The sequence below is a fragment of the Streptomyces sp. NPDC050619 genome, assembly GCF_040654815.1.
Classification (GTDB): Bacteria; Actinomycetota; Actinomycetes; order Streptomycetales; family Streptomycetaceae; genus Streptomyces.
The window spans coordinates 116,715-130,893 of record NZ_JBFAIR010000010.1; the positions used below are offsets into that span (position 1 = coordinate 116,715).

General features: G+C 68.8%; 15 protein-coding genes. 11 read left to right on the forward strand and 4 right to left on the reverse strand.

The annotated features are described in order from the left end of the window. Window positions 1–389: 389 nt before the first annotated feature. Both AB0I77_RS18435 and AB0I77_RS18440 read left to right on the forward strand, forming a co-directional pair. Window positions 390–2,720: an immune inhibitor A domain-containing protein gene (locus AB0I77_RS18435; protein WP_363283624.1), complete on the forward strand. Its 2,331-nt coding sequence runs from the start codon at window positions 390–392 to the stop codon at window positions 2,718–2,720. A gap of 121 nt (window positions 2,721–2,841) precedes the next feature. Then, on the forward strand, window positions 2,842–3,186 hold the full coding sequence (locus tag AB0I77_RS18440) for a hypothetical protein (protein ID WP_363283625.1): 345 nt from the start codon (window positions 2,842–2,844) through the stop codon (window positions 3,184–3,186). Between the two features lie 34 nt (window positions 3,187–3,220). Here AB0I77_RS18440 and AB0I77_RS18445 read toward each other — a convergent pair whose 3' ends face one another. Both AB0I77_RS18445 and AB0I77_RS18450 read right to left on the reverse strand, forming a co-directional pair. After that, on the reverse strand, window positions 3,221–3,808 hold the full coding sequence (locus AB0I77_RS18445; RefSeq protein ID WP_363283626.1) for a nicotinamidase: 588 nt from the start codon (window positions 3,806–3,808) through the stop codon (window positions 3,221–3,223). Between the two features lie 193 nt (window positions 3,809–4,001). Next, window positions 4,002–5,348: a nicotinate phosphoribosyltransferase gene (locus AB0I77_RS18450; RefSeq protein WP_363283627.1), complete on the reverse strand. Its 1,347-nt coding sequence runs from the start codon at window positions 5,346–5,348 to the stop codon at window positions 4,002–4,004. Window positions 5,349–5,406: 58 nt separating this feature from the next. Here AB0I77_RS18450 and clpS point away from each other — a divergent pair, with 58 nt between their 5' ends. The 8 genes from clpS to AB0I77_RS18490 all read left to right on the forward strand — a co-directional run bounded on the left by clpS (window position 5,407) and on the right by AB0I77_RS18490 (window position 11,288). After that, entirely contained in the window at window positions 5,407–5,724 is a 318-nt protein-coding gene (gene clpS, locus AB0I77_RS18455; protein WP_363283800.1) for an ATP-dependent Clp protease adapter ClpS, read from the forward strand. Window positions 5,725–5,736: 12 nt separating this feature from the next. Then, on the forward strand, window positions 5,737–6,339 hold the full coding sequence (locus AB0I77_RS18460; protein ID WP_363283628.1) for a DUF2017 domain-containing protein: 603 nt from the start codon (window positions 5,737–5,739) through the stop codon (window positions 6,337–6,339). Window positions 6,340–6,710: 371 nt separating this feature from the next. Continuing rightward, entirely contained in the window at window positions 6,711–8,138 is a 1,428-nt protein-coding gene (locus AB0I77_RS18465) for an amino acid permease (protein ID WP_363283629.1), read from the forward strand. Between the two features lie 87 nt (window positions 8,139–8,225). Next, entirely contained in the window at window positions 8,226–8,648 is a 423-nt protein-coding gene (locus AB0I77_RS18470) for a M67 family metallopeptidase (protein ID WP_363283630.1), read from the forward strand. A 39-nt stretch (window positions 8,649–8,687) separates the two neighbouring features. Continuing rightward, window positions 8,688–9,746 carry a LacI family DNA-binding transcriptional regulator gene (locus AB0I77_RS18475; RefSeq protein WP_363283631.1) on the forward strand — a complete coding sequence of 353 codons (1,059 nt, stop codon included), beginning with the start codon at window positions 8,688–8,690 and terminating at the stop codon, window positions 9,744–9,746. Between the two features lie 88 nt (window positions 9,747–9,834). Then, window positions 9,835–9,930 carry a putative leader peptide gene (locus AB0I77_RS18480; protein WP_316959376.1) on the forward strand — a complete coding sequence of 32 codons (96 nt, stop codon included), beginning with the start codon at window positions 9,835–9,837 and terminating at the stop codon, window positions 9,928–9,930. A gap of 112 nt (window positions 9,931–10,042) precedes the next feature. Continuing rightward, window positions 10,043–10,321: a MoaD/ThiS family protein gene (locus tag AB0I77_RS18485; RefSeq protein ID WP_363283632.1), complete on the forward strand. Its 279-nt coding sequence runs from the start codon at window positions 10,043–10,045 to the stop codon at window positions 10,319–10,321. A gap of 16 nt (window positions 10,322–10,337) precedes the next feature. Continuing rightward, on the forward strand, window positions 10,338–11,288 hold the full coding sequence (locus AB0I77_RS18490) for a cysteine synthase (RefSeq protein WP_363283633.1): 951 nt from the start codon (window positions 10,338–10,340) through the stop codon (window positions 11,286–11,288). A gap of 13 nt (window positions 11,289–11,301) precedes the next feature. Here AB0I77_RS18490 and AB0I77_RS18495 read toward each other — a convergent pair whose 3' ends face one another. Then, complete coding sequence (locus AB0I77_RS18495) at window positions 11,302–11,841, reverse strand: type II toxin-antitoxin system PemK/MazF family toxin (RefSeq protein WP_363283634.1); 540 nt, start codon at window positions 11,839–11,841, stop codon at window positions 11,302–11,304. A 214-nt stretch (window positions 11,842–12,055) separates the two neighbouring features. Between AB0I77_RS18495 and AB0I77_RS18500 the strand changes: the two genes are divergently transcribed. Further along, window positions 12,056–12,808 (forward strand): MBL fold metallo-hydrolase, encoded by a 753-nt coding sequence (locus AB0I77_RS18500; protein ID WP_363283635.1) that lies wholly within the window; start codon window positions 12,056–12,058, stop codon window positions 12,806–12,808. Window positions 12,809–12,879: 71 nt separating this feature from the next. On the opposite strand, the gene AB0I77_RS18505 is transcribed toward AB0I77_RS18500, so the two are convergent. Continuing rightward, complete coding sequence (locus tag AB0I77_RS18505) at window positions 12,880–14,127, reverse strand: PTS transporter subunit EIIC (RefSeq protein WP_363283636.1); 1,248 nt, start codon at window positions 14,125–14,127, stop codon at window positions 12,880–12,882. Window positions 14,128–14,179: the final 52 nt, after the last annotated feature.

Consider the following 14,179-nt stretch of genomic DNA (forward strand, 5'->3'; position numbering starts at 1 on the left):
TGGCTTTCCGCCGATTTAGGGGCGATCCGCCAAGCGACTCTAATCGCCTGCATGCCCGAGTGGAACGAACAGTAAGCGTGACCTGACCAACAGTGCCGGAGCACAGGGGGCGCACGGGGTCATGGCGTCCAGTAAGTGGACGGAACCGCGCGCCCGTTCGAGGGGCGCCGCCGTCCTTCGTGAGTACGCGTGCGGTGGCCCGGCTTTCGTAAAGCGGAACACCAACTTCCTGTTGCTCAGACTGGCTTGCCAAAGTCAAGATCTGTCTTTTCTCCTCAACCTCTAGTCAAATGTGGTCACTTGACTGAGCGCGTTGAATAGTGCGCGCGGACTCATCAGGCTCAGGACCCCCCTCCTTCCGCGCGCCCAGACGCGTAGGAGGATTTCAAGTGACCAGCAAATCCTGGCAGTTCAGAACGGCGGCGACACTCGTCGCGTTCGCCGCGGCCACGGCCACCTTCTCGGGCTTCACGGTGGCCCAGGCCGACTCGACCGCCGTACCCCCGGCTGCGGACGGGCACGACCCGCAGCCGGCCAAGATGAAGGCTCACGACCTGGACGGTCCGCTGTCCAAGACCCAGGCGGCCCAGCGCGAAGAGGCGCTCAACCAGGTCATATCCGGCTCCGCCAAGGTCCGGGACCGGAACGGCTCCAAGGTCGTCAAGCTCAAGGGCGACGACAAGTACGTCGAACTCGGCCGCGAGAAGACCGACAAGATCTTCACGATCCTGGTCGAGTTCGGGGACCAGGTCGACAGCCGCTACGGCGGCACCCCCGGCCCGCTGCACAACCGGATAGCCCAGCCGGACCGCTCGGTGAACAACACCACGGACTGGCAGGCGGACTACAACCAGAAACACTTCCAGGACCTCTACTTCGGCACCGGCGAGAACACCGAGTCGCTGAAGAAGTACTACGAGAAGCAGTCCTCGGGCCGCTACTCGGTGGACGGCGAGATCGCCGACTGGGTCAAGGTCCCCTACAACGAGGCCCGTTACGGCTCCAACAAGGCGTCCACCGGTGCCTGGTACGCCGTGCAGGACGGCGTCAACGCCTGGGTCGCCGAGCGGGAGGCCGCCGGTGACACGGCCGCCCAGATCAAGGCGGAGCTGGCCGAGTTCGACCAGTGGGACCGCTACGACTACGACCGCGACGGCGACTTCAACGAGCCCGACGGCTACATCGACCACTTCCAGATCGTGCACGCCGGCGAGGACGAGTCCGCAGGCGGCGGCGCCCAGGGCGAGGACGCCATCTGGGCCCACCGCTGGTACGCCTTCAACACCGACGTCGGCTCCACCGGCCCGGACACCAACAAGCTCGGCGGCACCCAGATCGGCGACACCGGCATCTGGGTCGGCGACTACACCATGCAGCCGGAGAACGGCGGCCTCGGCGTCTACGCCCACGAGTACGGCCACGACCTCGGCCTGCCCGACGAGTACGACACCTCCGGCGGCGGCGCGAACTCCACGGGCTTCTGGACGGTGATGTCGAACGGCAACTGGCTCGGCACCGGCAAGGACGTCATCGGTGACCTGCCCGGTGACATGAACGCCTGGGACAAGCTGCAACTGGGCTGGCTCGACTACGACATCGCCCAGGCGGGCGTGAAGTCGAACCACACCCTCGGTGCCGCCGAGTACAGCACCAAGAACCCGCAGGCCCTCGTGGTCCAGCTGCCCGACAAGGCGGTCACCACGGAGATCGTCGCCCCGGCGCAGGCCACCAGGCAGTGGTGGAGCGGCAAAGGCAACAACCTGAGCAACTCCCTTGCCCGCACGGTCGACCTGACCGGCAAGTCGTCCGCGAGCCTCACCCTCGACGGCTGGTGGGACATCGAGGCGGACGGCGACTACCTGTACACCGAGGTCTCCACGGACGGCGGCGCCAACTGGACGCCCGTCGACGGCAAGCTGGCCGACGGCAGCGCCATCCCGCGTGACGACGACGGAAAGCCCGCCCTCACCGGCACGGTGGACGCGCACCAGAAGCTGTCGTTCCCGCTGGACGCCTACGCCGGCCAGAAGATCGGGCTGCGCTTCCGCTACCAGACCGACGGCGCGGTGGTCCAGAAGGGCTTCACGGCCGACGGGATCACCGTGACCGCCGACGGCGCCGCCCTGTTCTCCGACAACGCCGAGTCCGCCGACGCGGCCTGGACGGCGAGCGATTTCAGCCGCATCGGCGCGTCCATCACGGACGACTACCCGCAGTACTACATCGCCGAGAACCGCCAGTACGTGTCGTACGACAAGGTCCTCAAGGTCGGCCCGTACCACTTCGGCTTCTCGAATCCGCAGTGGGTGGAGCACTACCCGTACCAGAACGGCCTGCTGATCTGGAAGTGGGACACCTCCCAGGCCGACGACAACACCAGTCAGCACCCGGGCACGGGTCTCATCCTGCCGATCGACTCCCATCCGACGCCGCTGAAGCGGTCCGACGGCACGCTGATACCGAACCGCATCCAGGCCTTCGACTCCACCTTCACCCGGCAGCGGACGGACGCGATCACGGTGCACCAGGCGGGCGCCCCGACCACGATCAGGTCGCGGGTCGGTGTCCCGGTCTTCGACGACGGCACGTCGAGCTACTACGACGCCTCGAACCCGTTCGCGGGCGTCAAGGTCACTGACACCGACACCCGAATCAAGATCACAAAGGAGCCGGCCGACGGCTCGACGATCTCGGTCCAGGTCGGACCGTCCGCGAAGTAGACAGCATCTCCGCAGGTCACAAGCGTATCGGCGGCGACCCTCTGGCGGGTCGTCGCCGATCGTGTTTAGGTGCGTCCTGTGGCTCTCTTATTGACACCGACGCACACGGGGGTGTGACCGCATGGCCGCAGGAGGTTTCTGCAAGCTGCCGACCGGCAGCGTGGTGGTGGCGCTGAACCTGCCCAGCCCCACCGCCGAGGGCACGGGCTGCGTACGCGTGCTCGTGCATGCCCAGAACCGGGCGCGCGCCCTGACCAGGCTGCGCAACCTGGGCCTGCGCGCGATCTACCTGCGGGGCAACGCGGCCCCGCCCACCCCGGACGAGATCACCGCGGTGCTGCACCATCCGGACGGCCTGATATGGCGCACGGCACCTGACAACGGTGTCCTGGGCGGTCCGGAACTCGTCCAGGAACTGTGGCACCCGATCAGGGCCCTGCTGAGGCGCCCGGCGGCCCCGGCATGACCGGTCCCGCCGGCCCTGTCCATACCGCTGGACCTCAGACCACAGGCTTCCCGGTGAGCTCCACGCCCGCCTCCCGCATCTCCTCCAGCGCCCGGTCGGTGGTCTCCTCGGCCACCCCGGCCGTGAGGTCCAGCAGGACCTGCGTACGGAAGCCCTCCCGGGCCGCGTCCAGGGCGGTGGCGCGGACACAGTGGTCGGTCGCGATGCCCACGACGTCCACTTCCCGGACCTCCCGGGCGCGCAGCCAGTCCGCGAGGGAGACGCCGTTCTCGTCCACGCCCTCGAAGCCGCTGTACGCCGCGGTGTACGCCCCCTTGTCGAAGACGGCGTCGACCGCGCCGGAGGCGACCGCGGGGGCGAAGTTCGGATGGAAGCCCACGCCCTCGGTCCCCGCGACGCAGTGCGCGGGCCAGGAGTGGACGTAGTCGGGGTTGTCGGCGAAGTGGCCGCCGGGCGCGACGTGATGGTCCCGGGTGGCCACGACATGCTGGTAGCCGGAACCCGCCGCCTGCCCGATCAGCTCGGTGACGGCGGCGGCCACATCGGCACCCCCGGTCACCCCGAGGCTGCCCCCCTCGCAGAAGTCGTTCTGCACGTCTACGACGATCAAGGCGCGGCGCATGGTCGGTGTCCTTCGACTATGGGGTCGGGGTGGAGAAGGAAAAGGGGTGCGGGCCCGGCCGGTGAACCTCCGAGCCTACGGACTGCGGGGGCGGGGCGGGAAGGGGCATCACCGGGTGCAGCGGGCGCGAGCGGGCGCACTCGCGTGGAGCACCCCCGTCCAGAACCCGCAACAGCCGTATCGAGCACGCGCATTAGCTACCCGTACGCACGTGCACATACTCCGTGGGAATCACCGGTTCCCCGCGCGACAACTGCGTCGCCGACAGCGGCAGATTGCCGCGGGCCTGAGCGTGCCGGTCGCGTACGACGTCCAGCGGCTCCCGGGCGACGACCTCGCCGCTCTTGACCAGCTCGACCAGGAGCTGCCGGTCGGCCAGCTCGCCCGGCACCTGCCCGGTGCCGATGACCTCGGCCTCCGCGACCCCGTACTCGTCGAGGCGCCGCGCGGCCCACTTGCGGCCGCCGATGGAGGTCTTGCCGCCGGTCGACCTCTTCGCCACCGGTACCAGCGGGGCCTTCGGATCGGCGGACTCGGCGCGGGCGACCAGCTTGTAGACCATCGAGCAGGTCGGATGCCCGGAGCCGGTCACCAACTGGGTGCCGACGCCGTACGCGTCCACGGGCGCCGCCGCCAGCGAGGCGATGGCGTACTCGTCCAGGTCCGAGGTCACGATGATCTTCGTGTCGTTCGCGCCCAGCTCGTCCAGCTGCTGCCGCACCCGGTGCGCGACCAGCAGCAGGTCGCCGGAGTCGATCCGCACGGCGCCCAGCTCGGGCCCGGCGACCTCGACGGCGGCACGCACGGCCTCGGTGACGTCGTACGTGTCCACGAGCAGGGTGGTGTTCCGGCCCAGCGAGTTCACCTGGGCCTGGAAGGCGTCCCGCTCGTTGTCGTGCAGCAGGGTGAAGGCGTGTGCGCTGGTGCCCACGGTGGGGATGCCGTAGCGGAAGCCGGCCGCCAGGTCGGAGGTGGTGGTGAAGCCGCCGACGTACGCGGCGCGCGCGGCGGCCACCGCGCCCAACTCGTGGGTGCGGCGGGCGCCCATCTCGATCAGCGGGCGCCCGCCGGCGGCGGAGGCCATCCGGGAGGCCGCCGCCGCGATCGCCGAGTCGTGGTTGAGTATCGAGAGGATCACCGTCTCCAGGAGCACGCACTCGGCGAAGGAGCCCTCGACCCGGATGATCGGCGAGCCGGGGAAGTACACCTCGCCCTCCGGGTAACCCCAGATGTCACCGCTGAAGCGGTAGGAGGCGAGCCACTGGAGGGTCTCCTCGTCGACGATCGCGTTCTCGCGCAGAAAACCGAGGACGTCCGCGTCGAAGCGGAAGTTCTCGACCGCGTCCAGCACGCGTCCGGTGCCCGCCACCACGCCGTATCGGCGACCATGCGGCAACCGTCGCGTGAAGACCTCGAACACGCTACGCCGTTCGGCGGTACCCGCCTTCAGGGCGGCTTGCAGCATCGTGAGCTCGTACTGGTCCGTGAAGAGCGCGGTAGAGGGAACATCCACCGGCAGCCCTAGGTCCGCTGTGTTCATGGCAAGGGATGGTACTCCCATTCGCGTCAGTGTGACGATTTATGGCGTGCGTGGCAGCATGGGCCCTGTGACGTCACCCGCTCCCGTAGAGATCGAACGCACCGAGTCGGCGGAGGAGGTCTTCGCCGTACCCGAGCCGGACGTCCCCTGGGTCACCATCGTCCACAACGACCCCGTCAACCTCATGAGCTATGTGACGTACGTCTTCCAGTCGTACTTCGGCTACTCCAAGGACAAGGCCACCAAGCTCATGCTCGACGTCCACCACAAGGGCCGGGCGGTCGTGTCCAGCGGCAGTCGCGAGGAGATGGAACGCGACGTGCAGGCGATGCACGGATACGGCCTGTGGGCCACCCTCCAGCAGGACCGGAAGTAGCGATAACCCCTGATGCCAGGACACTTCGAACCGCTCCCCGGCGGCGGCGCGGCCGTCGCGCTCGACGACGTCGAGATCTCCATCATCCGGTCGCTGGCCGTCCAGCTCCTGGAACTCATCGGCCCCGGCCCCGGCGGGGACGCCCCCGAGGACCCGCTCGCCGAGCTGTTCGCCGACGGTCCCAGTGAGCCGCCCGCCGACCCGGTCCTCATGCGCCTGTTCCCGGACGCCTACGGCGACCCGGAGGGCACTCCGGGCCCCAGGGAGGCCGAGGAGCAGCGGGCGTACTCCGCCGAGTTCCGCCGTTACACGGAGAACGACCTGCGCGCCGGCAAGCGCGACAACGCGCTCGCGGTGATCCGCTCCCTGGACGAGCTGAGCTCTCCCGGCGACGGCGGGGCGGTCCTCAAGCTCTCGCCCGCCGAGTCCCAGCAGTGGCTCAGCGCCCTGAACGACCTGCGCCTGGCGATCGGATCCCGTCTGGAGATCACCGAGGAGGAGGACACCGACCTCCTCTACCGCCTCCCGGACGAGGACCCGCGCAAGCCGATGGTGATGGCGTATCTGTGGCTGGGCGGGCTCCAGGAGACGCTCGTCGCGACGCTGCTGCCCTGATGCTTCTGGCGTGACGCCTCTGTCCTGACTTGTACGGATTTTGTGTTCGCTCAGAGGACACTCAAATCCGGATAACGATCACGTCACCATGACGGACACCTATGCCCCCTCGGGGTGCTTTTTGTCCGCGTCTCCGTGTGGGCTGCGCCACACGTCGCTCAGGTGATCAATGTGGCGGCCGTGATAAATCTTCACGACCGCCCGGCGAACGCCACCCATGCTGTCGCCCGGGTGCGCCACCGAGCCGACCGATCGTCGGCCAGGGCATGAGCGAACCCGGGGGAAGGTTCGCTCACTCCAGAATCCGGGGGGACCGACGAGATCCGAGGCCGACGAAGGCCCGGGTCGGCATGGAGAAAGGCGCACCACACATGACCTCGGCTCAGGTCGACACGGAGAAGGCCCCGGAAGAGGGATACGAGCGCGGGCTCGGCAGTCGACAGGTCCAGATGATCGCGATCGGCGGCGCCATCGGCGTCGGCCTCTTCCTGGGGGCCGGGGCGAACATCGCCAAGGCGGGCCCCAGTCTCATCCTCATGTACGCCCTCGCGGGCGTGATCATCTTCTTCATCATGCGGGCGCTCGGCGAGCTCCTGCTCTACCGCCCGGTCTCGGGCTCCTTCGCGGAGTACTCCCGCGAGTTCCTCGGCCCGTTCTTCGGCTACTTCACCGGCTGGACGTACTGGCTGATGTGGGTGGTCACCGGCATGGCCGAGCTGACCGCCGCCGCGATCTACGTCAACTACTGGTATCCGTCCATTCCGCAATGGGTGACGGCCCTGGTCTTCCTGGTGATCCTCTTCGGGGTCAACCTGATCTCCGTGAAGGTCTTCGGAGAGCTGGAGTTCTGGTTCTCGATGGTCAAGGTCACCGCCCTGATCGGCATGATCGTGATCGGCCTGGGCGTCCTGACCTTCGGCTTCAGCAACGCCGGTGACACCGCGGCCGTCTCCAACCTCTGGGCCTTCGACGGCTTCTTCCCCAAGGGCATCGGCTCGTCCCTGATGACCCTTCAGGGCGTCATGTTCGCCTACCTCGCCGTCGAGTTGGTCGGCGTCACCGCGGGCGAGTCCGAGAACCCGGAGAAGACCCTCCCCAAGGCGATCAACACCCTGCCCTGGCGCATCGCGCTGTTCTACGTCGGTGCCCTCACCGTCATCCTGTGCGTGGTGAAGTGGACCGAGTTCGCGGAAGGTGTCAGCCCCTTCGTCGAGGCCTTCGCGAAGATCGGCATCCCGGCGGGCGCGGGCATCGTGAACTTCGTGGTCCTCACCGCTGCCCTGTCCTCCTGCAACTCGGGCATGTACTCCACGGGCCGCATGCTGCGGAACCTGGCCGACAGCGGCGAGGCCCCGGCGGTCTTCAGCAAGCTGTCCTCGACCAAGACGCCGGCCTTCGGCATCATGGTCTCGGTCCTCTTCATGAGCATCGGCGTGATCCTGAACTACGTCGTCCCGGAGAAGGCCTTCGGCTACGTCACCTCGGTGTCCACCGCGGCCGGCATCTGGACGTGGCTGATGATCCTGATCAGCCATGTCCGGTACCGCCGCGCGGTGGTCGCCGGCCGGCTGCCCGCCTCCCCCTTCCCGGCGCCGGGCGGCTCGAAGTGCTCCTACGTCGCCATCGCCTTCCTGCTCTTCGTCACCGGCCTGATCGCGTACGACGCCGACGCCCGCGTCTGCCTCTACGTGATGGCCGGCTGGGCCGTCGCCCTCGCCATCGGCTGGGCGATCCTGAAGGCCCGCAACCCGCACATCGGCGAGCGCGGCGGCGAGCCGGAGTTCGAGAAGGTCCGCTGAATCCAAGCTCCAAGGACGAACGTCCGGCATATGGCCGCCTCGTACCACCCTCCGGTACAGGGCGGCCTTCTGCTTATCCTGACCAGCATGCTGACCATCACCCAGGCCCTCTTCGACCAGATCGTCGCCCACGCGCGCAAGGACCACCCCGACGAGGCGTGCGGCGTCGTCGCGGGCTCGGCCGGTTCGGACCGTCCCGAGCGCTTCATCCCGATGCTGAACGCGGCCATGTCGCCCACGTTCTACGAGTTCGACTCCGGCGACCTGCTCAAGCTCTACCGCGAGATGGACGACCGCGACGAGGAGCCGGTGGTCATCTACCACTCCCACACCGCGACCGAGGCGTACCCCTCGCGCACCGACATCTCCTACGCCAACGAGCCCGGCGCGCACTACGTCCTCGTCTCGACGGCGGACACGGACAGCGCGGGCCCCTTCCAGTTCCGCTCCTACCGCATCGTGGAGGGCGCGGTTTCGGAGGAGGAGGTCAAGGTCGTCGAGGCATACTGATCGTCGTAAGCCGCTCCCGCACAACTCGCCGTAACGGAGATGGTGTTGACGCAACGCACGAACGGCCGCCGCCCCACACTGGAGGACGTCGCCCGCCGGTCGGGCGTCTCGAAGTCCACCGTGTCGCGGGTGATCAACGACGAACCCCGGGTCCGGGCGGAGGTCGTCGACCGCGTCCGTGAGGTCATCGCCGACCTCGGCTATGTCCCGAACCAGGCCGCCCGGCAACTGGTCACCCACCGCACGAACGCCGTCGCGGTCGTGGCGACGCGGCCGCAGAACCGTCTCTTCATCGACCCGTTCTTCGACTGCCTGCTGCGCGGCATCCGCAGGGAGCTCGCCCAGCACGGCGCGCAGGCGGTGCTGCTGTTCCTGGAGGAGCCGGACGACTACGCGCGCGTGGCCGACTTCCTCGGCGGCGGCCATGTCGACGGCGCCCTGCTGTTCGACCTGCGCCCCGGCGACCGGCTGCCCGCGATGATCGACCGGCTCGGCCTGCCCGCCGTCTTCGGCGGGCGCCCCCTCCTGCGCGACGGCGACACCGTGCGCGGCCACGCCTACGTCGACGGCGACAACCGCGGCGGAGCCCGCCAGGCCGTCCAGCACCTGGTCTCCCTCGGCCGCCGGCGCATCGCGACCATCACCGGTCCGTACGACCAGGAGAACTCCGCCGTCGACCGGCTCGCGGGCTACCGGGACGCCCTCCTGGACGCCTCGCCCTCGCCCGACCTGATCGAACGCGCCGACTACACGCGCGAGGGCGGCGCCAAGGCCATGGCCGCCCTGCTCGACCGGTGTCCCGCCCTGGACGCCGTCTTCGCCGCCTCCGACCTCATGGCGGCCGGTGCCTTGCAGGTGCTGCGGGAACGCGAGCGGCGGGTGCCTCAGGACGTGGCCGTCGTCGGCTTCGACGACCTGGCGGAGATCGCCGAGACCACCGACCCGCCGCTGACCACGATCCACCAGGACGTCGAGGACATGGGCCGCCTGATGGCCCGGCTGCTGTGGGCCCGCACCACGGGGAGCGACGCGGCCGACGCACCGGACGTGTCCTCCGTGGTCGTCCCCACCCGCCTGGTGCTCAGAGCGTCCGCCTGAGCAGTGAAGTCTCACTCCTCGGCCGATATCCGTCCGGAATGTGGGATCACATTCCGGGACCCGGACCGGGAATCGATACGATGACCCCATGGTTTTCCACGACGTGAGCGAAAAGACGCCGGGCATGCTGCTCGTGGCGCGGCTGCACGTCGACCTGTGCAGGCTCGCCAGCGCCATCTGTTGACGCTGCCCTGCCGCCGTACGGCCGTGAGCCGCGGCGCCGATAGCACCACCCCTGCTGTACTGCGCTGCCGCGCGCCCACCGACCAGACACCTTCCGACAGGAGCCCTGAGCCATGGCCATCGAGGTCCGCATCCCGACCATCCTCCGCCAGTACACCGACAGCAAGAAGGCGGTGGAGGGCCAGGGAGACACCCTCGCCGAGCTCTTCGCCGACCTCGAGACCCGGCATGCGGGCATCCAGGCCCGCATCGTGGACGGCGACCAGCTGCGCCGCTTCGTCAACGTCTACCTCAACGACGAGGACGTCCGCTTCCTCGACGGCATCAACACCAAGCTCGCCGACGGCGACAGCGTAACGATCCTGCCGGCCGTCGCCGGCGGCATGGTCTAGGGCTCGCTGACCACCTATGCGTTACGACTCTCCGCTGGCCGCGGTGGGCAACACCCCTCTGGTGCGCCTGCCGCGGCTCTCGCCGTCCGCCGACGTCCGCATCTGGGCCAAGCTGGAGGACCGCAACCCCACCGGCTCGGTCAAGGACCGCCCCGCCCTGCACATGATCGAACAGGCGGAGAAGGACGGCCGCCTGACCCCGGGCTGCACGATCCTGGAGCCGACGAGCGGCAACACCGGCATCTCCCTCGCCATGGCGGCCAAGCTCAAGGGCTACCGCATGGTGTGCGTGATGCCCGAGAACACCTCGCAGGAGCGGCGCGAGCTGCTCGGCATGTGGGGCGCCGAGATCATCCCCTCGCCCGCCGCGGGAGGCTCCAACACCGCCGTACGGGTCGCCAAGGAGCTGTCCGCCGAGCACCCCGACTGGGTGATGCTCTACCAGTACGGCAACCCGGACAACGCGGGCGCCCACTACGCCACCACCGGCCCGGAGATCCTCGCCGACCTCCCGTCGATCACGCATTTCGTGGCGGGCCTCGGCACCACCGGCACGCTCATGGGCGTCGGCCGCTTCCTGCGCGAGAACAAGCCGGACGTGAAGATCGTCGCCGCCGAGCCGCGCTACGACGACCTCGTGTACGGCCTGCGCAACCTCGACGAGGGCTTCGTACCTGAGCTGTACGACGCCTCCGTCCTGACCACCCGCTTCTCGGTCGGCTCCGCCGACGCGGTCACCCGCACCCGCGAGCTGCTCCAGCAGGAGGGCATCTTCGCCGGCGTCTCCACCGGCGCCGCCCTGCACGCGGCGATCGGCGTCGGCAACAAGGCCGTCAAGGCGGGCGAGAGCGCGGACATCGCGTTCGTCGTGGCCGACGGCGGCTGGAAGTACCTCTCGACCGGCGTCTACACGGCCGCCACGACGGAGGAGGCCATCGAGACGCTCCAGGGCCAGCTCTGGGCGTAGGCCCCGTAAGGCACTACCCGGTGAGGTGACGGACCTGGTCCCACAGGACCGGGTCCACCACTCCCGCCCGCCGCCGGAAGTCCCGCACGGGCACATCGCGCAGCTCGTCCGTCTCCAGGAAGCTCGCGCGCCCGTGCGCGTCGCCCACCGCCCCCGGCGGCAGCGGGATCACCCCGGGCCGCTCGTCGTGGTACCTGCTGGTGATCTTCGCGACGACCGCCCGCCGCCCGTGCACCGCGAGCACCAGACACGGCCGGTCCTTTGCCCGCCCGTCTCCCACCGCCGCCCTACCCGACGCTCCCCCAGTGCCGAATGCCTGGGGGGACCCCCATCGCGCGGCCCCTTTTGACTCTGGCCCGTCCTCATACGGCACCCTCGCCCACCAGATCTCCGCCGGCTGCGGACGACGACCCCGCGAACGCACCGCCGGGCGCCCCGGCGGGCGTCCCCCACGCGTTCTCGGACGGTGCCCCCGGCCCCACCCGTCGACGAGCGTGGCGATCAGCGCGAGAACCACCACCGCCGCGAGTGCGAGCCACCAGGACGTGTCCATACGATGACGTTACCGGCGCGCGAATGCCCCGCGCTCCCTCTTGCGAACCGCGCGCGCCCCGGGGCCAACCGAACCGGTGACACCACAGGTGAGTTCCCCCACAACAGCCCTTGGCGGAGGAGCGACCCGGGGTTTTGCGCCTTACGCTCGACGCACCGCACGACCCCCGACGCCCCTTCTCTCGATCTTCCCCGCCAGCGGAGGTTTCTGCTTTATGAAGCTCACCGTCGTCGGCTGCTCGGGGTCGTTCCCGTCCGCGGAATCGGCCTGTTCGAGCTACCTCCTTGAGGCCGACGGCTTCCGGCTGCTCCTCGACATGGGCAACGGTGCCCTGGGCGAGTTGCAGCGCCACTGCGGTCTCTACGACCTCGACGCGATCTTCCTCAGCCATCTGCACGCCGACCACTGCATCGACATGTGCGCGTACTTCGTCGCGCGCTACTACCGCCACGACGGCGGCCGCTGCGACCCGATCCCCGTCTACGGCCCCGAGGGCACGGAACACCGGCTGACCACCGCCTACGCCGACACCCCCACCGCCTCCTCCATGAGCGAGGTCTTCGACTTCCACACGGTCAAGCCGTCCACCTTCGAGATCGGCCCGTTCACGGTGCACACCGAGCGCGTGGCCCACCCGGTGGAGGCGTACGGCATCCGCGTCGAGCACGGCGGGAGCACCCTGACGTACTCCGGCGACACCGGCGTCAGCGCGGCCCTGGACGAACTCGCCCGCGACGCCGACCTGTTCCTGTGCGAGGCCGCCTTCACGCACGGCAAGGAGAACATCCCCGACCTGCACCTCAACGGCCGCGAGGCGGGTGAGGCGGCGGCCCGGGCAGGCGCCCGCCGCCTGGTCCTCACCCACATCCCCCCGTGGACCGACCCGCAGGTCAACCTCGCCGACGCGCGAGCGGTGTTCGACGGCCCGGTGGAACTGGCGACGCCGAGGGTGTCGTACGAGATCTAGCCCCCCATGCATGCGGAAGCCCCCGGAGCGGTTGTTCATGACTCCGGGGGCCTTCGTGCGGGTAGCGACACCTACGCCTTGGTGAGGTCCTCGACCTCCTCCTCGGGCTCGCGGCCCGGGGTCGGCAGGTTGAACCTGATGATGGCGAAGCGGAAGACCGTGTAGTAGATCGCGGCGAAGACCAGGCCTATGGGGATGATCAGCCAGGGTTTGGTGGCGAGGTTCCAGTTCAGCGCGTAGTCGATGAAGCCCGCGGAGAAGGTGAAGCCCGCATGGACGCCGAGCGCCCAGGTGACCGCCATGGAGATGGCCGTCAGCACCGCGTGGATCACGTACAGCAGCGGCGCGATGAACATGAACGAGAACTCGATCGGCTCGGTCACACCGGTCACGAACGAGGTCAGCGCGAGCGAGATCATCATGCCCATCACGGCCTTGCGGCGCTCGGGACGGGCGGAGTGAGCGATGGCGATGGCGGCGGCCGGCAGACCGAACATCATGATGGGGAAGAAGCCCGACATGAACTGACCGGCGGTCGGGTCACCGGCGAAGAAGCGGTTGAGGTCGCCGTGGACGACCTGGCCGGCCGCGTCCGTGAAGTCGCCGATCTGGAACCAGGAGACGGTGTTCACGAACTGGTGCATGCCGACCGGGATCAGCGCACGGTTGATCAGACCGAACAGACCCGCACCGAAGGCGCCCAGGCCCGTCATCCACTCGCCGAAGTCGGAGATGACCTCACCGATCGGCTCCCAGACCAGTCCGAAGAAGACACCCATGACCGTGCCGACGAAGGCCATGATGATCGGCACCAGCCGACGGCCGTTGAAGAAGCCGAGCCAGTCCACCAGCTTGGTGCGGTGGAAGCGCTGCCACACCACGGCGCCGAGCAGACCCATGACGATGCCGCCGAGCACACCGGGGTTGTTGTAGGTCGCGGCTACGTCCGCGCCCGCCTGCACCTTCGCCTCGGAGACCGGAAACGCCTTGAGGACGTTGCTGTACACCAGGAAGCCGACCAGGGCGGCCAGCGCCGTCGAGCCGTCCGACTTCTTGGCGAAGCCGATCGCGACACCGATGCAGAACAGCATCGGCAGGTTGTCGAAGATCGCGCCGCCGGCCGTGGCGAACACGGCCGTGACCTTGTCGGGCAGGTTCAGCTTGTCGTGGATGTCCTGCTGGCCGAACCGGAGCAGGAGGCCCGCCGCCGGCAGTACGGCGATCGGGAGCTGCAAGCTGCGGCCGACCTTCTGCAGGCCCTGGATCAGGCCGGATCCCCGCTTCTTCGCCGGGGTCGCCGTTGCGGTGGCGGAGCTCATACACTTCCTCCATCGGGTGGTGGTCTACACCACTCAGTGGTGTAGACCTGTT

Bases quoted from the DNA above. Each gene is read 5' to 3' on its own strand.
- AB0I77_RS18440 (WP_363283625.1), top strand. From the start codon at position 2,842: ATGGCCGCAGGAGGTTTCTGCAAGCTGCCGACCGGCAGCGTGGTGGTG.
- AB0I77_RS18445 (WP_363283626.1), bottom strand. From the start codon at position 3,808: ATGCGCCGCGCCTTGATCGTCGTAGACGTGCAGAACGACTTCTGCGAG.
- AB0I77_RS18450 (WP_363283627.1), bottom strand. From the start codon at position 5,348: ATGAACACAGCGGACCTAGGGCTGCCGGTGGATGTTCCCTCTACCGCG.
- clpS (WP_363283800.1), top strand. From the start codon at position 5,407: ATGGGCCCTGTGACGTCACCCGCTCCCGTAGAGATCGAACGCACCGAG.
- AB0I77_RS18460 (WP_363283628.1), top strand. From the start codon at position 5,737: ATGCCAGGACACTTCGAACCGCTCCCCGGCGGCGGCGCGGCCGTCGCG.
- AB0I77_RS18465 (WP_363283629.1), top strand. From the start codon at position 6,711: ATGACCTCGGCTCAGGTCGACACGGAGAAGGCCCCGGAAGAGGGATAC.
- AB0I77_RS18470 (WP_363283630.1), top strand. From the start codon at position 8,226: ATGCTGACCATCACCCAGGCCCTCTTCGACCAGATCGTCGCCCACGCG.
- AB0I77_RS18475 (WP_363283631.1), top strand. From the start codon at position 8,688: ATGGTGTTGACGCAACGCACGAACGGCCGCCGCCCCACACTGGAGGAC.
- AB0I77_RS18480 (WP_316959376.1), top strand. From the start codon at position 9,835: ATGGTTTTCCACGACGTGAGCGAAAAGACGCCGGGCATGCTGCTCGTG.
- AB0I77_RS18485 (WP_363283632.1), top strand. From the start codon at position 10,043: ATGGCCATCGAGGTCCGCATCCCGACCATCCTCCGCCAGTACACCGAC.
- AB0I77_RS18490 (WP_363283633.1), top strand. From the start codon at position 10,338: ATGCGTTACGACTCTCCGCTGGCCGCGGTGGGCAACACCCCTCTGGTG.
- AB0I77_RS18495 (WP_363283634.1), bottom strand. From the start codon at position 11,841: ATGGACACGTCCTGGTGGCTCGCACTCGCGGCGGTGGTGGTTCTCGCG.
- AB0I77_RS18500 (WP_363283635.1), top strand. From the start codon at position 12,056: ATGAAGCTCACCGTCGTCGGCTGCTCGGGGTCGTTCCCGTCCGCGGAA.
- AB0I77_RS18505 (WP_363283636.1), bottom strand. From the start codon at position 14,127: ATGAGCTCCGCCACCGCAACGGCGACCCCGGCGAAGAAGCGGGGATCC.